Annotated in this window: 11 protein-coding genes; 5 read left to right on the forward strand and 6 right to left on the reverse strand. The window is 48.4% G+C overall.

Going from position 1 to position 21,191, the window contains the following annotated elements:
* Positions 1-45: 45 nt before the first annotated feature.
* The 6 genes from AC1RJL_RS11010 to AC1RJL_RS11035 form a co-directional block, all read right to left on the reverse strand.
* A complete protein-coding gene (locus AC1RJL_RS11010; protein WP_492913886.1) occupies positions 46-1,146 on the reverse strand; it encodes a Wzz/FepE/Etk N-terminal domain-containing protein in 1,101 nt (366 codons plus the stop codon).
* Positions 1,147-1,842: 696 nt separating this feature from the next.
* A complete protein-coding gene (locus tag AC1RJL_RS11015) occupies positions 1,843-7,500 on the reverse strand; it encodes an alpha-2-macroglobulin family protein (RefSeq protein ID WP_492913888.1) in 5,658 nt (1,885 codons plus the stop codon).
* Positions 7,501-7,562: 62 nt separating this feature from the next.
* Positions 7,563-8,963: a Fic family protein gene (locus AC1RJL_RS11020; protein ID WP_492913890.1), complete on the reverse strand. Its 1,401-nt coding sequence runs from the start codon at positions 8,961-8,963 to the stop codon at positions 7,563-7,565.
* Between the two features lie 240 nt (positions 8,964-9,203).
* On the reverse strand, positions 9,204-11,456 hold the full coding sequence (locus tag AC1RJL_RS11025; protein ID WP_492913892.1) for an Orn/Lys/Arg family decarboxylase: 2,253 nt from the start codon (positions 11,454-11,456) through the stop codon (positions 9,204-9,206).
* 164 nt (positions 11,457-11,620) lie between these two features.
* A complete protein-coding gene (locus AC1RJL_RS11030; RefSeq protein WP_492913894.1) occupies positions 11,621-12,334 on the reverse strand; it encodes a hypothetical protein in 714 nt (237 codons plus the stop codon).
* 143 nt (positions 12,335-12,477) lie between these two features.
* Entirely contained in the window at positions 12,478-13,032 is a 555-nt protein-coding gene (locus tag AC1RJL_RS11035; RefSeq protein WP_492913896.1) for a helicase, read from the reverse strand.
* Positions 13,033-13,240: 208 nt separating this feature from the next.
* Between AC1RJL_RS11035 and ubiE the strand changes: the two genes are divergently transcribed.
* The 5 genes from ubiE to AC1RJL_RS11060 all read left to right on the forward strand — a co-directional run bounded on the left by ubiE (position 13,241) and on the right by AC1RJL_RS11060 (position 21,181).
* Positions 13,241-13,990 (forward strand): bifunctional demethylmenaquinone methyltransferase/2-methoxy-6-polyprenyl-1,4-benzoquinol methylase UbiE, encoded by a 750-nt coding sequence (gene ubiE, locus AC1RJL_RS11040; protein ID WP_492913898.1) that lies wholly within the window; start codon positions 13,241-13,243, stop codon positions 13,988-13,990.
* Positions 13,990-14,604 (forward strand): ubiquinone biosynthesis accessory factor UbiJ, encoded by a 615-nt coding sequence (locus AC1RJL_RS11045; RefSeq protein WP_492913900.1) that lies wholly within the window; start codon positions 13,990-13,992, stop codon positions 14,602-14,604. Before ubiE ends, AC1RJL_RS11045 begins: the two co-directional genes overlap by 1 nt.
* Positions 14,605-14,774: 170 nt before the next feature.
* Positions 14,775-16,433, forward strand: a complete 1,659-nt coding sequence (ubiB, locus tag AC1RJL_RS11050) for a ubiquinone biosynthesis regulatory protein kinase UbiB (RefSeq protein ID WP_492913903.1) — start codon at positions 14,775-14,777, stop codon at positions 16,431-16,433.
* 150 nt (positions 16,434-16,583) lie between these two features.
* On the forward strand, positions 16,584-18,401 hold the full coding sequence (locus AC1RJL_RS11055; protein WP_492913905.1) for a putative bifunctional diguanylate cyclase/phosphodiesterase: 1,818 nt from the start codon (positions 16,584-16,586) through the stop codon (positions 18,399-18,401).
* A gap of 32 nt (positions 18,402-18,433) precedes the next feature.
* Positions 18,434-21,181 (forward strand): ATP-binding protein, encoded by a 2,748-nt coding sequence (locus AC1RJL_RS11060; protein WP_492913907.1) that lies wholly within the window; start codon positions 18,434-18,436, stop codon positions 21,179-21,181.
* Positions 21,182-21,191: the final 10 nt, after the last annotated feature.

A 21,191-nucleotide genomic window follows, 5' to 3' on the forward strand; every position in this document is an offset into this window, starting at 1 on the left:
GGAGCGATAAACCTTATTCCTTTGCTTAAGATGAGGAGAGCAAGATTACCTGGGTGGCCTTGCTTGATAAGTCTTTATCCCATTGATGACGAGCACAATAGCCATCCCGATAATCAATGATGCAAAAGCTGCGCCCAATAAAATCAATAATTTTTTCGGCTTGATTGGATCAAGCGATGATACAACCGGACTTGCCAGGTTAAACGCCTGAACACCCGACTTTATCGTTTTTAATCTATCTAAATCACTCTGCATTATTTCTTGCCAATATTCCATACTGCGCAACTCTGGCACAAATGCACCAAGAGGTTTTTCAGACCTTTCCTGCAACGATTTTATTTCTTGTGTTAACACTCGAGTACCGAGCAAATATTGACGATCATCCACAACCTTGAGTTCAATTCCCGAAAGTTGTTCATAAGGTGTATCTACAATATTTAATGAGCGGGCAAGATTCAGTGACTCCTGTAGCTGAAGCAGAGAATCTTCCAGCTTTTGTTGCTCGTGTTTTTTCAATGCACTGTAATCAAATGCCAACTGCTGGAGACTGGATGCATAACCTTTCTCAAGCTGACTGACAAACTTGTCTACTACATGCATATTCAAAAAGTTCATGTATGCCGTCAGTGTTTGAATATCCTGTTTCGGATTTGTTGTCTCAAGGCTTATCTGACTTGTGGTTATATTCGGTGTTTTAGGATTGGGAGGTGCTAAGGATAAAGAGACGAAAAACTTCTTAAAATTTGCGTCGTTGGTGGTAGAGCCACTACTAGGATCCGAAGAAAGCGGTTGCTTTGACCATTGTTCCCAAAATAGCTTTTGAGTATTTAACGAACCGGCTTGAATTAAAAAATCCTGATAAAAATCTTCACTCTTAAGCGGGCTTACCTCGTATCGCGCACCACCAGGGAGCGGTGTTGGCTGTAACGCTTGAATATCGTAATTAGAGTTGCTGCCAAAAATCGTTTCAAGTTTATAAATGGGCTGCTGAAAGTATAACCAAATTACCGTTGGTAAAATGCATATCAATATACAGCTAACAATTAGTAGTCTGCTACGCCATAAGGTAGCGAAGAGTTCAAGTAAATCGATTTCCTCGTCACGTTCATAATGAGGCGTTTGAAAAGTGTTTTGATGTATATTCATAAAGGCAACTCAATTACATCAGCCTACCTGGCCGAGTGATACTATGAAATAGTATCTAAGGTGTGGTTTTCTGGGACGTTCTGGATAGTCTCAGGGACCAAAAATTATAAGATAGGTCCTCAAAATCGAAGGTGAAACATCTTTGACCAATCCCTATTTAAACTAACATTCCTTTCAGATTACCTGCGTTGCAAAGAAGCGACTGTAAAAAGTTGTAGAGAATGTGATTACATGTGAATCTAGGTGAATCAGTAGATATCATCTGTTAGATAACACACATATGTTGTAGCTCTACTTAGCTTCAGGATTAATTCCGTCATATTCTTTAACGATGCTTTTGGATACGACGAAATTGTATGCTCGATAGGTTTTTATTCCTATGCTAAATTTCGACACAGATGAAAAAATTGGCGTTTAAATAATTTTCAACCATAGGCCAAAACTATTTTATCTTTCTTGAACAGATTGATCTGGTTATTGATTTAGTAACAATAGATGAATTTTTAAACCAGGATCAAATTTCGGAATTTCTAAATAACTGGGCATGCAGTCCAACATACTGCCTATTTGCTGAGATTTTTCTGACAATAAAAATTACGAAAAAATAGACTAAATACTGACTTAATAGCCCAGTTTTACTTCGAACTCTCCAATACCACATAACAAGATATAAATAGTGGAGAGTGAAAGAAATTTCTATTTAGCAATAACCTCCACCCAATACCCCTGATTCTTCGCATGTATTTTCTCGTTATACATAGCGCTGGCGTGCCAGCCGGGTAGATAGAATTTACCGGCGTAGCTCGCGTTTAAAATAATGCGCAGGGTTACGCTGGTTTGGTTGCGGTCTTGATAACGGTAATTCCAATAGTAATTGCGCCACAAGCTGAAATAGGCGAGTACGCGGTCATCGCGGATGTCCATGTAGTCGATGCCTTTGGGCATTTGCGCTCCCTCAAGGCGTTCGTTGCGGATTTGCCAGCCGCTGGGTACTACGGCGGTGAGCGCAATGTTTTCGATATTGCTGGTAAGCAATTTATCGAACTCACCCGACATAGTGACTTCGGCAACAAAATCCTGGCCTTGTGGTAATTGTTCAACGCTGAGTGGTTTGCTATCCAGCGTTAAAAAATTCACCTCCATTGCGATGCCATCGTGGCTTGGTGCTTCACGCAAGTTGGCGGGGATGCCGCGATTGCTTACCAACACACGAACAGGTTGGTCGTGATCGTTGCGCACACTGACTTGCGGATCATTAATCGCCATACGGAAGAAAGCATTATTACTTCCTTGCGTAATCCAACTCTTTTCGCCTTTTTGTTGATACGCGAATTTAATGCCGTTGCTGCTGGTATTGGCTACGGCAAATTCACTCATCGCGAGTAGTGCCCAAGCGATACTTTGGGTGGAGTACCAGGAGCCGCTGGATAAATCTTTGGCAACTTGTTCGGCAACTTGCCAGGTGAGATCTTTATTGGTATCCAGATTCACCAATGTTGCGAGCAATAAGCCGCGGTCACGCATATCCGAGCCGTAGGTATAACCCGCATCTTTATAGGCTGGCACATTGTTGGAGACTGCACCCAACACATCATGTGCGGCATCTTTTAATCCCACATGTTGATAGGCCATAGCGAGTAACCAACGCGCTGTCACGCGGTAATCTTGTTGGTTGCTATTCACCTTGGCTTTAACTGTTTCGCGCAAGCGGTTCATTGCAGGTAACTCGGCTTTATCCGCTAATGCGAGTGTGTAAAGGCGATACGACAAAACCACTTCATCGTAATAGTTGCCGTTGATTTGCGGATTGCGTGCAGCGCTGGATTGGTATTTCACCCAGTTATCGAGCAATGTTTTTGGTACGGAATAACCGGCACGTTTCGCTTCCAGCAAGAAATGCCCGGCGTAACTCGATGCCCATTCATTCACGTAACCATCACCCGGCCAATAAGAAAATCCACCGCTCACGTGTTGGAAACTGCCGAGGCGTTTTATGCCGGCGTTGATATTGTTTTCAATTTCCACTTTTTGCGCATCGGTTAGGTTAACCAGTTTCGCCAGGCGCAATTGCGGGAACACCGCTGAAGTGGTTTGCTCAATACAGCCGTGTGGATAGCCGATTAAATATTCCAACCGCTCTTCCAGATTAAGCGGCGGCAGGGTGCTCACTTCAAGGCTCGCTTGGTTAGTGCCAACCATGCCGTTGACTTGCAGCGGCGATTGCCAGGTTTCGCCCGGTTGCAATAATTTACTTTCCCATACAGTGCTGGGCGGATTGGCCGCGCGTGAGTCGATATAAATTTCTTGCGTCGCTGATTCATTACCTGCGCGCGCAGTAATTTTCACATGACCTTTGCCGATGCGATCATTCACTTTAAGTTTCAAGCTTGCAATAGCATCACCCGGTTCAGAAAAATTAAGCGATGCAGTACCGGTTTCAATCGTAAATATTTCATTGGCTTCAACTGAAATATCGACCTTTCTGATATTGGCTTCACTGACAAAAACATTCACTGGCAAGTTTACCGATTCACCCGGGCCAAGTACCCGTGGCAATGTGGCAAAGAGCGTGACAGGTTGCGTGACAGTTACCGTTTTTTCAATGCTGCCGTAAGCGCTAATGGCTTTGCCTTTCTTCTTGTCATTGGCGGTATCACCACTAACCAGCATGACGCGCACTGCGCCCATGTAAGGCGGCAGGGTAATTTTATGCTCGCGGGTTTCGCCGGCTTTTAATTCAAATGCGCCAAGGAATTTCACTACCGGAGGAAAGCGGCGTTCGCGGCGTTTACGTTCCGCTTCCTGCGCGGCATCGGAACCACCAATTGCCAACACGCGCTCAAGTGATGCGCCGTAACCACCGACAACCTGGTCAAATAAATCCCAGGTGTGTACGCCTAACGCTTCGCGTTTGTAAAAATAATTATGCGCATCCGGTGCATGGAAATTGGTGAGGCCGAGTAAACCTTCATCGACCATCGCCAGGGTATAAGTCATGGTGTGTTTATTTTGCTCGCTGACTTTAATAGTGAATTCGGTTTCCGGGCGCACTTTTTCCGGCACGTCTAATTGCGGCTGTAAACGTGTGGCCGGATCTTCCACCAACAGCGGCACTATGCCGTATAAACGCATGGGTGCTTCCGCAACACGCTCTTGATGCGGTAGCAAAAGTGCGACGTTGGCATAGACATTAGGTGCCATTGCCTGGGTAACAGGAATTTCGATTTCGGTTTGACCGGCTTGCAAATCCAGCCAGCGCGATTCCAAAACCTGACTGCCGTTTTCTATGCTGAGCAAGATACGGCCTTCGCGCGCTTTGGGTAAACGCACCTTGGCAACATCACCGACGTTGTATTTTTCTTTATCGGTGGAGAGCATTAATTGCGTAGCGGAATCGGCACTGGCCGATGAGTCGTAACTCCAACCCAGATACACGACTTCGCCAGAGCAGTGACCCCCTTGTTGTGATGAAGAGTCACCGGCGTCGGTATCGCATACGCGAATAATATGGCGACCCCAATCGTATTTATTTTTTTCCAGTTTCCAATTAATACGACCATTGGCATCGCTCACCAGCGTTTCAGTGTGCACGGCACGATGGGTAGAATTATTAAAATATTCGGCGAGGTTTTCATCTTCCTCATCCCACCACCAGCGCCAGCCGATTTCGTACACATTGATTTCGACATGGCGTTGCGGCTCGGCTTTGCCATTCACGTTAAGGGTTTGGATTAAGACCGGATGATCTTCATCGCGGCCAATGGCGTCCATGTAGCCACTACCTTTGGGAATATTGATGCCGACCCAATTATCAAACGGCAGCAATTCATAGGGGCGCAAAATCGTGCTGAAATTGCCGCTCTCTTCAAATACACGCGTGGTAAACGAAGCGGTAAGTTTCCCCGGTGGTGGCGATGACAAACTCACATTAACCGGGAAGCTCGCGTTACCTTTTTCATCCAGGTTGCCATCAAATACTTTTTGCGCACTACCGGAAAAGCGGCGTACCGGATCATCAAATACAAATTGCTCGAAGCCTGCAAAGGTGGATTTTCGCGTGCTGAGTTTTAATTCGGAATCGGCTTTGAGATTTTTTGCAGTGGCGCCTTGCAACCACTGCGCAAACAATTGTACTTGCGTGGGCATATTACCGATGCGCAAGGGTGTTTCTGCCGGCGTCAAATCCACTTTAATGCGATTGGGCACCACCATCTCGATTTTTAAAATCTGGTCAAAATAGCGGTTGCCCACATGCACTACCGCGCGGTAATTACCGGTCGGGGCTGTTTCATCAGTTTTTACATTAAACGTGTAAAAACCATTTACCGGTTGCACGTTAGTTTGGCTGATAACTTTTTTGCCGCTCGGATCAAATAAATCCAGGGTAACCGGATGGTTCGCGGGTAACTGTTGGGTTTTATCTTCCAGCACAAAAGTGAGGAAAATAGCATCGCCCGGCCGCCAGACATCGCGCTCGCCGTAAAGGAAACCTTTCAGTCCACCTTTGATATGCTCACCGCTCACATCGAATTGGTTGGTCGGTAAAGCCTCGTTAGCGCGCACACGCAAATAACCAATGTGTTTATTGTGTTTTGCTTCCAGGTAAAAAGGCACACCGTCGGTAGTGAGTTGCGCCATGCCGTAATTATCGGTGGCGCCGCTGCCGATAGGTTGGCGTTGGAAGTTGTAGGCAGTGATAGTCGTACCTTGCAAAGGTTTGGCGGAACTCAATTCCGTGCTGATTACATGCAACTGGTTACCGTCACCGCGCTTTGCCATCAAACCAATATTGGACACAATGAAATTGCGCGCAGATGCAATGTCATCACCGTAGTAGTAATAAGTATCATCGCAGGGATTATTGCGCTCGCTGTAATTGTAGTAGCCGCTGGATTGGTAATATTGCTGATACCAGGCCGGCTCCTGTTCACGCTCGTAATAACCTTCACCGTCGGAATCCTCCGGCATTTTTCCAACCGGCCCACTCGGGCGCGGTTGCTCGCAGGCATAGACTGAATTGCTGCGGTCTATGCGCAACTCCAAACGGATTAACCCGTCTGGATGTTGTGTCATTAATTCGGTGAGATCGAGATTAAAACGCTGTACACCAGTGCGCGGAACTTCCGGCAGGCGATAAGTTTTTCGCCACAAATAACGACCGGTATCCGTTGCAGCGGTAGCCGCAGTGAGTTGGTAATCCTGCAAATATTGACCGAGGTTATTGGCGTAGACTTTGAACGCTACGACTTGGACAGAATCGACACCTGCGGCTTCAAAAGGAACAGAAATTTGACTGGCGGGTGGCAGGATGGATGTCTTACCGATAAAACGCACCAAGGGTTTTACTAATTGCAGCACCAATTGTTGGCGATATTCGCTACCCAAGGTCTTTTGTTTTTTGCTGCTCACCGCAGTGTTTACAATTAATTCCACTTCGCCGCTCAGCGTTTGCTCGGGTGTATAGCGAATCACGCTGCCATCAATCACCGCATTGACAGTTTTGCCGCCCACGCTAATCAAGCCGCTGAGATTTTGATTGTTATTCAGCTCTTCCGAAAATTGAATTTCAATAGCGGTATTGGGTGAGCGAATCACTTGCACACCGGTAATCTGAAACACTTTTTGCGCGGGGATTTCTACATCGCGTGCGCCTTTATCCGTCGAACCAATCGCAGCACCATCCCATTCCAAATGAATATTACCGGTACTATCGCCACGTTTAATGCCGCTCAGCAAAAAGGAATGTTTTTTCTTATCCAACTCCTGGGTCCACACCAAACTAGCGGCTTGTTTATTGATCTGGACTTGCAAGATTTTTTTGATCGCGCCCAGCTCGGCGGTATCGGCTGTGGTGATACTGCCGCTTAACTGCATTTGTCCATCGTCACCCTCCATAGTGCTCAGGCTATTCACCTGCAAATCAAAATCCTGCTTGATAGTGCGCACATCAAATTCAAAATCATCGAGTGATTGTTCGATACCTTCCAATCCTTTGGGACTGAGGCGCACGTGGATTGCCGTATCGTTCGGCAAGCGCTCAGCGGGCTGGATGCGCAATTCAGTGGTGGAAATAAACGTGATGTTCACCGGTATTTTGGTATCCAGTGAGACCAATTTTTTATCGAACGCGGTATTCACTTGCGCTTCGGTCACCACCGGATGGGTGAAGCGAATGTACAGCGGCATTTCGGCGGCAATCCAGCGTTTGGGATAATCCGCAATATGCACCTCCCATCCAGACGGAACCTCTGCGGCGTCAGTTGCCGGTTTGGATTTCTCTGCCGATTTATCGCAGGCACTGAGCAATGTGCCCAGTAGCACAACAACACACCATGAATACCAATGGACACGCATAATATTTCCCTGTTTGGTTGTGATTGGTTTTTAAACCGGTCATTATTTCTATATTTAAATGCTCATCCATTCCATATAGTCTGCCAATCTTGATATTCGGCAGGGCGCAGTCGATAGCGAGCAATATTGCCTTCATGCAGTCCTATTAATTCTGTTTCTACTACTTCCTCAAAGCGCGCGGATTCATGCTCGGTAGCAAAATTTTTTGCTTCATTGCGAATTAATTGCGCTGCTTGGGATTTATCTTTTCCTTCTTTTACAATCTTGCTGATTAATTGGGAAATCTGCATTTTGTGTTTTAATCGAAATGGGTCAGGTTGCCCCAATGACTGACGCACGGCAGAATAGCGCGCGCAAGAACGCTCATAAGCCCATGCGAATACATCACGCAATAATTCAATTCGATTTAGTTCGTAAACCCCCATAATTGCATCAACATAGATCTGCTCTGGTAAATCCACAAATGATAATGGGCTGAGATTGTGTTGAATTAAAGAAATATTAGCGGCTAAGCGTGACACACGTTTGTTCACATCTTCAAAAGGCTGCAAATAAGGCAGATGTACCATGGCAAAAAATGCTTGCTCAAAGGGGTCAGTAATCGCCGCTGCTGAATTAAGAATTTGCGTAAAACATTCATCAATCTGTTGTGGCATCTCTAAGGGGTGATATACGGTTCCACTGATGCCCACCGGAATCGCGCGCAAACGTCCGCAAGCACCGGGATCAGCCAACAGGTTTTCAGATAACAGCGCATGTAAATTGAGTAAGGTATAACGGTTGAATCCCACTTCTTCTGCCTGATCCACTAGCAATTCAATCGCCGCCTTGTGATTCAACAGCATCTGGGTTTCCAGCGCATTTTTACCTTCAGCAATAGCTCCCGCTTCTAATAGCAATTGAGTTTCCAGCAGCGAGTAGGTGTTGCCTTCCAGACGACTGGAATTCCAGGACAAGTCGATAAGTAATCGGTTAACAATCTGCCGTGCGAACGTCCCGGCTGGACGCTGCTCTTGATGTGATCTTCCCATTGCATGTAATTGCGTCCGCAATTCTACTGGAAGATAAAAGGTTTTATTGGGACGATAGGAATCCAGAAAGGCCCGGTTATAACCGACAGGTCGCCGCTGCTGTATCGGAAGTGCAATCGCTTCCCGAATGGCCAATCCTTGACTTGATAAGGGTGGGTAAAAAGTGATTTCAACAGCCTTGCCTGCGGCGAGACCATCAGTTCTCTTATAGAGCTGGATTTTCGGTGTCGTTCTATAACGGGTAGCCGATCCTTGCCCAATGCATTCTAGCTGGTCTTGTTTTACTAATGACATTAATCGACGCTGTAAGGTACGGCGAGGAATCATTAGATGGAGTCGTGCACTGATTTGTTGAATAGAGGCGCCGTCTGGAAAAGCAGCGACTACTTCCAGTATAGGATTCAATTCAAGGCGGGATATTTGTTTTGGCATAATAGAGTTATTATGGCGCGATAGGCTGGTTCGCGCCACAAAAAATTTATATGGCGCGATATTGCGATTGCGCCATATAGAGTGATGTTACGGTTATGGCACTCCATGAATTCCAATGAACATGTATAACATTTCCCTGTTAGATGGTGACTTTTTGGCTTACCTGCAGGTACAAAAAAGCCACCCCACTTACGCAGGATAGCCTCTGTATTTATAGTAAAAACTTTGCGAATGGGAACTTTATTGCTTCACACAATCAACAAAATAATCTTTTTTGCCAGCGACTTCGCGTTTTACCAAACCGTGAACGTCGGTTTCAAAGCCGGGGAAGCGCTCGTTGAAATCGCGTGCAAACTTCAAATAGTCCACGATGGTTTTGTTAAAGCGTTCGCCCGGAATCAACAGCGGAATTCCCGGTGGATATGGCGTTAACAGAATCGAAGTGATGCGGCCTTCCAATTCGTCGATAGGCACGCGTTCGATTTCGCGGTGCGCCATTTTGGCGAACGCATCCGAGGGTTTCATCGCCGGTTGCATATCGGACAAATACATTTCTGTCGTCAAGCGAGCAACGTCGTAAGCCTTGTAGAAGTCGTGGATTTGCTGGCAAAGATCGCGCAGGCCTTTGCGTTCATAGCGCGGGTTGGCTTGCGCAAACTCGGGCATGATGCGCCACATCGGCTGGTTCTTGTCGTAGTCATCTTTAAATTGTTGCAGTGCCGCTACCAATGTATTCCAGCGGCCTTTGGTGATGCCGATGGTGAACATGATGAAGAACGAATAGAGGCCGCACTTCTCGATGATTACGCCGTTTTCAGCCAAATATTTGGTAACGATCGATGCTGGAATACCGGTTTCGCTGAACTGGCCATTCACTGACAAGCCCGGGTTGACGATGGTGGCTTTGATCGGATCGAGCATATTGAAATTCGGCGCGAGCTTGCCGAAGCCGTGCCAGTTGTCGTCGCTGCGCAATACCCAGTCTTCGCGGGTACCGATGCCTTCTTCGGCGAATTCTTCCGGGCCCCATACCTGGAACCACCAATCCTGGCCCCATTCTTCGTCCACTTTTTTCATGGCGCGGCGGAAATCGAGTGCTTCAAAAATGGATTCTTCTACCAATGCATGGCCACCGGGTGCTTCCATCATCGCCGCGGCAATATCACAGGACGCGATAATCGAGTATTGCGGTGAGGTAGAAGTGTGCATCAAATAAGCTTCATTGAATGCATCCTGATCGAGTTTTACTTTTTCAGATTCGCGCACCAGCACTTGTGACGCTTGCGATAAACCGGCGAGCAATTTGTGCGTGGATTGAGTAGAGAAAATCATCGACTCTTTGGCGCGCGGGCGATCTTTGCCGATCGCATGCATGTCTTTATAGAACTGGTGGAAAGTTGCATGGGGTAGCCAGGCTTCATCGAAATGCAACGTATCGATTTTACCGTCGAGCATATTTTTCAGCGTCTCTACGTTGTAGAGCACACCGTCGTAAGTCGATTGGGTGATGGTGAGGATACGCGGCTTTTTGTTCGCCGCTTCACGGGCAAATGGATTTGCTTCAATCTTGCGCGCGATGCTTTCAGGGGTAAATTCTTCCAGCGGAATCGGACCAATGATGCCGAGGTTATTGCGTGTCGGCATTAAGAATACGGGAATCGCGCCGGTCATAATAATCGAGTGCAGGATCGACTTATGGCAGTTGCGGTCAACGACCACGATATCACCCGGTGCCACGGTGGAATGCCACACCATTTTGTTGGAGGTAGAAGTACCGTTGGTGACAAAGTAGCAGTGGTCGGCGTTAAAAATGCGCGCGGCATTACGTTCAGACGCGGCGATGGGGCCGGTGTGGTCGAGCAATTGGCCGAGTTCTTCCACTGCATTACACACGTCGGCGCGCAACATATTTTCACCAAAGAATTGGTGGAACATCTGGCCGATGGGCGATTTCAAAAAGGCCACGCCGCCGGAATGGCCGGGGCAGTGCCAGGAATAGGAGCCGTCTTGCGCGTAATGCACCAGCGCGCGGAAAAACGGTGGCGCCAAGCCATCGAGGTAGGATTTGGCTTCGCGGATAATATGGCGCGCCACAAATTCCGGCGTGTCTTCAAACATGTGAATGAAGCCGTGCAGCTCGCGCAGGATATTGTTGGGAATATGGCGCGAGGTGCGGGTTTCACCGTACAAATAAATCGGGATGTCGGCGTTTTTGTAGCGGATTTCTTCTACAAAGGCGCGCAGGGATTTAAGTGCATGGTCGGTCTCTTCGAGCGAGCCGCTACCAAACTCTTCGTCGTCGATCGATAAAATAAACGCAGAGGCGCGCGATTGTTGCTGCGCAAATTGCGATAAGTCACCGTAACTGGTAACACCGACTACCTCCCAGCTTTCTTTTTCAATGGCGTCCGCAAGGGCGCGTATGCCTAAACCCGAGGTGTTCTCGGAGCGAAAGTCTTCATCAATGATGACAATGGGAAAACGAAATTTCATGGGGTCTCCAATATAGAGTTGGCTGGAGTTAACACTTGCCGACGTGACCGCCTCTGGGTGGTATGGATCGTCTGGCCGGCATACCTGAAGGGTAGACCAAGAATAGCCAGGCGCTGTTACAGCAAAACTGCTCCCGGCCAAATGGCAGGGAGCGCAATTGTAATCTAGTTAACGGATTTCACACCTATTTTTTCATTGGCGTCATCGGTCCTTCTGCACCTCCGGCGGGACCACGTCAGCGCACTCAAACCGGACAATAAAAGTATTGCTAATCCCGGTTCGGGCAGGGCTATTTTTTGTACCGTCCAAATGCCGCGGTTTTTCATATCGGCAAAGGTCAGTTCAAGTTGCACCAACTGTATCCACTCGCCGTGCCAGGTGATGGGATGGAAGCGATTCACTATCTGGTCGCCGTGTTCACTATTGGAGACAATGTTTACATGGTGATCGTACATGCGATGGAATAGCAGGTTCGTCTCCGGTGTAATCAGCTCGGTAATCTGGAGCATCAAATCCCAACTGTCTACTTTGCCATCCGGGCCAAGGGTAACTTGGCCGTAAGAGGATGGGTCGAGCAAGATCGGATAGTTGATGTACTCGGCCTCGGGCGAAATCAGCGAAAACTGCAAATCTGTGGCAGTGTAAGCATCTGAGGTGCTGCGGGCGAAATCCCGTTCCTGCGCGGTAAAGGAAATGCTGAAGGCGGGCGGCGGCAGTGGTATCTCGTTAATATCCTGCGGATAGCCTTCGATCAAATAAGACGTTAATGGCAATGACTGGCTGGTGTAAGTAAATTGCAGATAGGCCGATGCCGGCAGGGCAATGGCAAAGGCGGCCGAAGCCAAACAACGCACAGCCCAGCGATGGATCTTATGCATAATTAATTCCTTGGGGAATTCCCCGGTAATTGGCAGATAAATTACCGGCAGGCTTGCCCGGCAGCCTGCCTATTCAAACACTCCGGGCGATTATTATTTGTGCGTTGCTGCACAGTGGTCGGGCGGGTTGCTATTGGTGTCGATTATCTGGCGGGTGAAACTTCCTGCGTTACCGCACTGCTGGCCGTGGTTTGACTAATTACAGCGCGACTGCTCGCGATGCCACTGGATGAGTTGGTGATGGTGCTGGCAGGATTAACCAACTTATCGTCGGCCATCAGTTGCAGCGCCTGCGGCATGAGCTTATCAATTTGCTGCTGCTCTTCCGGCGTGGGCTCTTTGTACCCGCGCGGCGTCCAGCCCTCCCAATAATTCCAGCCATAGCCCCAGCGATAATGGTTCATCCAATAAGGGCTGCCGCCCCAGCGCACATTGGAATACATATACTTAGCCATGCCGGGGCCCTGCGCCTCTTTGACACAGGCCTGGATATTCTCATCAGATTTTTTGCGCTTGGCTTCGCTGCCGCCTTGCCAATAATCCAGATCGTGGGCGACACAGCAGTGGCGCCAGAGGTTGGGCTGCTCGAGGGTGCCATCCATCCATAGCGAGCAACCATCGGTAGTGAAAGGTTTGAGTTCGTTGGCGACGCTGGAGTTGGCCAACAAAACGAAAATAATTAAGCCGGGGATGCGCATAAGTTTTTCCTTCCGACGGGCGCAGTAATAAATGATAGGGACAAGTCAGGGCGGGGATTTTACGCAATGGTTGCCGAAAAACTATCTAAATTTTCCCGCCATTAATCACCTTTGCGCTTGTGCCCACACGCGACTGTGCAATGCCCACGCAATGCCAGTACAATGCCGTCACCCTGCCCGCTTGGGTTGCCTGCCTTTGGATTCCGCTATGAACGATAAAAAAACCACTCACTTTGGCTTTCAGGAAGTTCCGGTCGATGAAAAAGCCGAGCGCGTCGCCGAGGTGTTTCACTCAGTCGCCGCGAAATATGACGTGATGAACGACTTGATGTCCGGTGGCATCCATCGCCTGTGGAAACGTTTCACCATTGAAGCCTCCGGTGTACGTGCCGGGCATAAAGTATTGGATATCGCCGGCGGCACCGGCGATTTAAGCTATCAATTTGCCAAGCTGGTCGGTGTCAATGGACAGGTGGTTTTAGCAGATATCAATGCGTCGATGCTCGGTGTAGGGCGCGACCGCCTGACTGATCGCGGCATCGCCGGCAATATCAATTTCGCCCAATGCGACGCGCAATTCCTGCCCTTCCCCGACAATACCTTCGATTGTATTACCATCGCCTTCGGCCTGCGCAATGTCACCGACAAAGACATGGCCCTGCGTTCCATGCAGCGTGTATTGAAGCCGGGCGGGCGCTTGCTGGTGCTGGAATTTTCCAAACCGCAAAGCGAAATACTCAGCAAGGTTTACGATACCTATTCATTCAAAGTGCTGCCGTTTATGGGCAAGCTGGTGACCAACGATGCCGAGAGTTATCGCTATCTCGCCGAATCCATCCGCATGCATCCGGATCAGCAAACGCTGAAAGAGATGATGGATAACGCCGGTTTTGTGCGCACCGAATTCCACAACATGACGGGCGGAATTGTCGCGCTGCATAAAGGCATCAAACCCTGATGGCCAACACGCTCACTATTGCCGCCCTCGCCAGCGCGGAAAAAATGCTTAACGCCGCGCTGCGTTACGATCCCGCCACGCGCATCGGTCTTGCGCAGTTGGAAGGCAAAATTATCGCCCTGCAAATCACCACCCCCGGCATCACTATATTTGTGATGCCGATGGATGATGAGCTGCGCTTGATGGGCAATTGGGACGGCGATGTGGATACACGCATTAGCGGCTCGTTGCTTGCGCTGGCGCAATTGTCACAGACCGAAATCCATAATCTCAAAGACAGTGGCGTGACGGTGATGGGTGATTTGTCATTGCTCGCTGACATGCAGCGGCTGGTCAAAAATCTCGATATCGATTGGGAAGAAATGCTCAGCCAATTTACCGGCGATATTATCGGCCACCAAACTGCACAATTGATCCGCGCAAAATTAAGCTGGGCGAAAGACCGCGCTAAAAACGGCCAGCGCCTAACCAGTGAGTTCCTGACTGAAGAATTAAAAACGGTGCCGGGCAAAGCAGAGCTCAATGATTTTTACCAACAGGTAGATAACCTGCGTTTGGCAGTGGATCGCGCCGCTGCGCGTGTTGAAAAACTAATTGCGGAGCGAAAATCATAGGTTGGGGCGGGCCGTTAGGCTGAGGAACGAACCCCAACAAAACAATGCGAATAAATCGCTAAAAATCCTATCCAATTCGCCCTCATGAAAGGAGCTTATTGTGTTGTGCGAGTAAGTCATGTTGGGGTTCGTTCCTCACCCCAACCTACAACAATGAGAATTGTTTTTTAATGGTCTTCTTTCGCTTATTAATAATCCTGCGCGTATTTGCACGTTATCGTCTGGATCAATTACTTCCCGCCAACCTGCCTTTTGCCGCGCGGGTTTTGCTGGGGTTTTTTAAAGTATTTCCCCAGCCGCGCGTAGCCGGTGGAGAAAAAATGTCGCGCGGCGAATGCCTGCGTCGCGCTTGTGAAGATCTTGGGCCGATCTTTGTAAAATTCGGGCAGCTGCTATCAACCCGCCCGGATCTGGTACCCGATGATATAGTGCGGGAACTCAATCACTTGCAAGACAATGTTGCGCCCTTTCCCAACGAAGAATTCCAGCGCATCGTTGAAACCTCTCTGGGCGCAAAAGTCGATGATATTTTTGCGAGTTATGAGGTGTCGCCACTCGCCTCGGCATCGGTTGCGCAAGTACACACTGCAGTGCTTAAAGACGGTCGCGATGTCGTTATTAAAGTGGTTCGCCCCGGCATTGAAAATATCATTGCACAAGATATGCAGTTGCTATTGCTGATCGCGCGCTGGGTTGAAAGGAGCACGCTTGATGGCAAGCGCTTGCATCCGGTAGAGATTGTGCAGGACTACCGCACCACGATTTTCGACGAACTGGATTTGCAGCGCGAGGCGGCCAACGGCTCGCAATTGCGTCGCAATTTTTTAAATTCGCCGCTGCTGTATGTACCGGAAGTTTACTGGGATTACACGCGCAGCAATGTGCTGGTGATGGAGCGCATCTACGGTATTCCGGTGACAGATGTGGCTGCACTCAGCGCACAGCAAACTGATATGAAAAAACTCGCCGAACGCGGCGTAGAGATTTTTTTCACCCAGGTGTTTGAGCACAATTTTTTCCATGCAGACATGCACCCTGGCAATATTTTTGTCGCCACTAAAAATCCGCAACTGCCGCAATACATTGCAGTCGATATGGCGATTGTCGGATCGCTCACCCGCGAAGACCAATATTATTTAGCGCGCAATCTGCTCGCCATGTTCCGTCGCGATTATCGCCAGGTGGCCGAGTTGCATGTGCAAAGTGGTTGGGTGCCAGCTACTGTGCGCGTGGAAGAATTGGAAGCGGCGATCCGCACCGTGTGCGAGCCGATTTTCGAAAAACCGCTCAAGGAAATTTCATTCGCCAATGTGCTGTTGAGTTTATTCCGCACCGCGCGTCGCTTTGATATGGAAGTACAACCGCAGCTTGTACTTTTGCAGAAGACCCTGCTCAATATCGAAGGTCTTGGCCGCCAACTTTATCCCGACCTGGATTTATGGGTAACCGCGCATCCATTCCTGGAGCGCTGGCTTAAAAACCGCTTTCACCCCAAAACCCTGTGGGGCGAGCTGAAACGCTATGCGCCTGAATGGATGGAAAAATTTCCGCAGGTACCGGACCTGGTATTCAACAGCCTGCAACAAGTGCCGCAAATTTCCGCGCGTATGGAACAGCTGTCGAATGATATTGCCAAGCGCAACAAAATTGAGCGCCGCGATAGCCAAGGCAAACTGTTTGCACTAATCGCATTTGGGGCCGCCGGTTATTTTTTGTGGAACGATCTGCAGGATGCAAATGCTGTGCGCGACTGGTTAGTCACAGATCTGTCACCTGCAACTATTATTTTTGCTGCCTTTGGCTTGTTAGTGCTCTGGTTTCGCAAATAAGCGCGCATTGCCTTAATCGAATGGTGGATGCTTATATCGCAGCGACGCCGATACCTGCTTAACCCTAACAAATCTTCATAAACGGCGCGTAGCTATTCTTTTTCCATCTGCTATTATCCGATGATAACAATAGTTAGGGATTTTATTGTCATGTCGAGTGCGATGCGTATTTTGCTGGTCGATGATACCCCCGAAAATCTGGATGTCCTCAGCGGAATTCTGGAGGATCTGGAATGCCAATTGATTGTGGCCACCTCGGGCGAACGCGCCCTGGAGTTAGCCGCGCGGCGCCTGCCGGATTTAATCCTGTTAGATGTGATGATGCCGGATATGAACGGCTTCGAAGTTTGTACCCGTCTAAAGGCTGAGCTGGCCACTACTGAAATCCCGATCATTTTTGTGACTGCCCGCGCTGACGATATCAGCCAGGGTTTCCGCGTCGGCGGAGCGGATTACATCACCAAACCCATTAATGCCGATGAAGTGCGCTCGCGTGTGCGCCATCAACTTGAACGACAGGCAATGCTTGCCGAGTTGAAATCTTTCAACCGCGAGCTGGAAGGCAAAGTACGTGAGCGCACCGCCGAATTGACCATCGCCAACCGCCAGTTGCGTGAGGAAATTAATGAGCGGCGCTACATGCAAGACCGCCTCAATTACCTCGCTACCCACGATTTTGTGACCCGCCTGCATAACCGCAATGCCCTTGAGGCCCATGTCTCCGAATTGCTTGCACATGTCCAGGTGCAAAATATCAGCGCCTCTTTTTTATTGATTGATATTGACCGCTTCCGCTTGGTAAATGAAAGCTGCGGCTGCATTGCGGGCGATGAATTGCTGCGCCAGTTTGCCGATAGTGTTGCCGGGCTGTTAACCCGCAATGATTTTTTTGCGCGTCTCGGCGGTGACCGTTTTGCGGTGGTCACTTATTGCGATGAAGGCGATAAAGGTCTTGCGCTCGCACAGAATATCCTCAAACATCTCGAACAATTTAATTTCCAGTGGGAAGATCGCCAATTTAAATTGGCTGCCTCGATTGCCACTGTGCCGCTCAACCGTATTATGGTGAGTTACGATCAAGTGATGCTTGCGGCCGATGAAGTTATTTTTGTCGCCAAACGCGAAGCGCGCGGCGGAATTTTCAGTTATGACGACGCGGCTAAACGCAGCAACTTGCACAAAGATAATATCAATTGGGCCTCGCGCCTGGTTGATGCGGTGCACAGTCAATTATTTCGCGCCTACTTCCAGATGATCGAATATTTGCCCGCCACTATTGGCAATGAGCGTCCGCAATATCGCCTTGAAGTGTTGCTGCGCTTGTGGGATGCGCAGCATGAACGGATGATTTCGCCCGGTGAGTTTATTGGCCCGGCCGAGCGTTTGCATTTGATCCCGGAGTTGGACAAATGGATTGTCGCGTACACGCTGAATTTATTTGCCCAGCATCCACAATTATTAGAGCGGTTGGATTTGGTATCGATTAACCTTTCCGCCATCTCCATTCGCGAAGCGCAATTTGCACAATTCATTATCAACAGTTTTACCCATCTCAATCTACCGGCCCATAAATTCTGTTTTGAAATTACCGAAACACAAGCGATTGTGAATGTCGATTCGGCGCGACAATTTATGCGGACATTGCGCGAGTTGGGTTGCCATTTTGCGCTGGATGATTTTGGTAGCGGTTTTGCCTCCTACGCGTATTTGCACCAACTCGCGTTCGACAAAATAAAAATAGACGGTATTTTTGTGCGCGATATGGATACTGATCCGGCGCATTATGCAATGGTGAAGTCCATCGCCGAAATGGCAACCTCACTGGATAAAGAAGTGATTGCCGAATTTGTCGAGACTGCTGAGGTCGCAAAACAATTACACGAATTGGGCGTTAGCTGGGGTCAGGGCTATCACCACCATCGACCCGAAGAACTGAATTATCAGGCACTGGAAAAATGTTTGTCCTGATAATCGCCTGACGATAACAAGGTGCATTACCAGTGCTGAAACTCTCGCGTAAATCCATTTACCGCTATGCCAAATTGCCGCTGCTCAACATCTGTTTTGCAGTGATCTATTTTCTTTTGGTCGAACTCGGCATGGCTTGGAGTTCATTGAGTTCATTAGTGTCCCTGGTATGGCCGGCAGCAGGGCTCGCATTATTCGGCATTTTATTGTTTGGGTTACGTGTAGTGCCCGGATTATTTCTAGGTGCATTTTTCGCAACACAATTTTTACATTTCGATACCGCTATAGGGCGCAGTTATGCAAGCTGGGGTGGTGCAGCGATGATTGCTGCCGCTGATATTTTGCAAGTGGTGATAATCGCACGCCTCAATCGCGGTTTATTGACTAATTACCTGCTGGTTAACTTGCGTCGTACCCTGGTATTTATTGCGAGTGTTTTTGGTTGCTCGATAATGTCTGCCAGCGTTGGAATTTATACGCTGAATTTATTCGATATAGTACCCGGTGGCGAATTGGGAAAAACCTGGGCTTTTTGGTGGATGGGCAATAGCGTCGGCATGTTGATGTGTACCTCGTTGTTGGCATGGTTGGCGGTTCCACGTGTCCGTCAGAATGCCCATGCGCAAGCATTCTTATTATTGTGTATCGGTGTGGGCCTGGTCTTTTTTTTAGTGTCCGCGCTGGGTTATATCCAACACAGCGAAGCCCAGCGCGTAGCGGCCGCCGCGCGTGAATTGACGCTTGCTGCAAAACTCGACCCTCGTCCCTGGTATCAACCCAGCTTGCTGCAATTAGTAGTATTGGGCATTGGTCTGTCCGTCATTGGTTTATTATCCGCCTATATCCGTACCCGCCAGCAACACGTTGAATTATTGCGTGAAAACCAAACCCGGCTTGAAGCAGAAGTATTGTTGCACACCCAGGCGTTGCGCAAAGCCAATGATTGGTTATTAAACGAAGTGGTACAGCGACAACAAACCCAGGAGCAATTACAGGCATCGCAAACCGCCCTGCGTGCACGGGAGCAACATTTGCGCAGTTTGCTGGACAATATTCCCGATCCTATCTGGTTTAAAAACCTCGACGGTGTTTACATCAGTTGCAATAAATCCTTTGCAAAAATGTTGGGCTTACCCGAAGAAAAAATCATCGGCAAAACGGAAGAGCAGTTAGTTACACGCGAGTTGGCCGATTTTTTCCGCCACAACGATCAGCAGGCATTAAAAAGTCGCGAAGTACATCGCTACGAACAAGTAATACACGTGAGTGAACAGGAGCATTATTTGCTCGATACTTTGAAAGTAGCAGTGCGTGATGAGTCTGACGAGGCTGTAGGAATTTTAGGTATTGGCCGCGATATATCCGCACAAAAAGAAATCGAAAAGCAATTGTCGCTAGCGAAAGAAGCGGCCGAAGAAGCTACCCATGCGAAGAGTCGCTTCCTTGCCAATATGAGCCATGAAATTCGCACACCGCTTAATGCAGTCCTGGGCTACACACAACTATTAATGCGCGACGAACATTTTGTCGGCAGCCAGCGCGAACGCTTGCAATTAATTCTGGTGTCGAGTCAGCGTCTGTTAGGTTTAATCAACGACGTCCTGGATTTATCGAAAATTGAATCCGGCGTGCTCAATCTGCGCAAAGAATATTTTGATCTGCATCAGGAAGTCGCCGATATCCAAACCATTATGGTAGGCCGTGCGCAAAATAAAGGCTTGAATTTAATTACCCAGGTTGATTTGCCCGATCCCTATATTGTGAAAGGTGACCGGCAAAAAATCGGCCAGATTTTATTAAACTTATTGGGTAATGCGATTAAGTTTACACCCGAAGGCAGCGTGAGTTTGTACGTGGCGCATCTGGCCGGTGAAGTTGAATTTGTTATCGGCGATACCGGCCCCGGCATTTCCGAACAGGAATTGGCAGAATTATTTGCGGCCTTTAAACAAGGGCAAGCAGGTGAAGACGCCGGTGGTACCGGCCTTGGCCTTACACTATCGCGCCATCTCGCAGAAGGCATGGGCGGTAGCCTGAAACTTTCCAGTATTCTCGGGCAAGGCACGCTCGCGCATTTACGCTTGCCGTTGGCAAGTGAAAGTGTAGTATTAGATTCGCGCGATAATCAACAGCAAATCCAGCGGTTACAATTGGGTACAGAATGCAAAGTGTTGGTAGTGGAAGACGATCAGGCGAGTTGTGAAATCCTGGTGGATTTATTACAACAAATTGGCTGCGAAACTTACGCCGCGCACGATGGCCGCGAAGGCCTTGCTATGTGTCAGGCACAACAGTTCGATATTATTTTTACCGATATCCGTATGCCGCATTTAAATGGTCTGGAAATGCTGCGCCGTTTACGTACACTACCTGCATATAGCAACACACCCATGGTTGCTGTGTCCGCTTCCAGTTTGGAACATGAACGCACCTATTATCTCACCCAGGGCTTCCAGGAATTTATCGGCAAACCCTACGCATTTGAAGATGTATTCAAAGCCTTGCAGCATTATGCACAAGTAGATTTTGAGAATACATTCGAATCGACAGGTGAAGAAAATGCCATTGATGATTCAAATATCGATTTAAGTCCAATCAAACCGTTATTGCAAAAGCTGGCTATAGTCGCAGAAAGCGGCGATATGAGCGCAAGTAAAAAAATCATCAGCGAACTTACTATCGAGCAACTCGGCAAGCAACGGTATCAACACTTGTTAAATGCTCTGCGCCTATATGATTTGGAAAGAGTGGAGACGCTAGTTAAAAATTGGTTGGCATAAATATAATAGG

It is taken from the genome of Cellvibrio sp. GW822-FHT04B05 (assembly GCF_058800985.1).

Excerpts from the sequence above, each read along its gene's own strand:
- AC1RJL_RS11010 (WP_492913886.1), bottom strand. The coding sequence starts at position 1,146 with ATGAATATACATCAAAACACTTTTCAAACGCCTCATTATGAACGTGAC.
- AC1RJL_RS11015 (WP_492913888.1), bottom strand. The coding sequence starts at position 7,500 with ATGCGTGTCCATTGGTATTCATGGTGTGTTGTTGTGCTACTGGGCACA.
- AC1RJL_RS11020 (WP_492913890.1), bottom strand. The coding sequence starts at position 8,963 with ATGCCAAAACAAATATCCCGCCTTGAATTGAATCCTATACTGGAAGTA.
- AC1RJL_RS11025 (WP_492913892.1), bottom strand. The coding sequence starts at position 11,456 with ATGAAATTTCGTTTTCCCATTGTCATCATTGATGAAGACTTTCGCTCC.
- AC1RJL_RS11030 (WP_492913894.1), bottom strand. The coding sequence starts at position 12,334 with ATGCATAAGATCCATCGCTGGGCTGTGCGTTGTTTGGCTTCGGCCGCC.
- AC1RJL_RS11035 (WP_492913896.1), bottom strand. The coding sequence starts at position 13,032 with ATGCGCATCCCCGGCTTAATTATTTTCGTTTTGTTGGCCAACTCCAGC.
- ubiE (WP_492913898.1), top strand. The coding sequence starts at position 13,241 with ATGAACGATAAAAAAACCACTCACTTTGGCTTTCAGGAAGTTCCGGTC.
- AC1RJL_RS11045 (WP_492913900.1), top strand. The coding sequence starts at position 13,990 with ATGGCCAACACGCTCACTATTGCCGCCCTCGCCAGCGCGGAAAAAATG.
- ubiB (WP_492913903.1), top strand. The coding sequence starts at position 14,775 with ATGGTCTTCTTTCGCTTATTAATAATCCTGCGCGTATTTGCACGTTAT.
- AC1RJL_RS11055 (WP_492913905.1), top strand. The coding sequence starts at position 16,584 with ATGTCGAGTGCGATGCGTATTTTGCTGGTCGATGATACCCCCGAAAAT.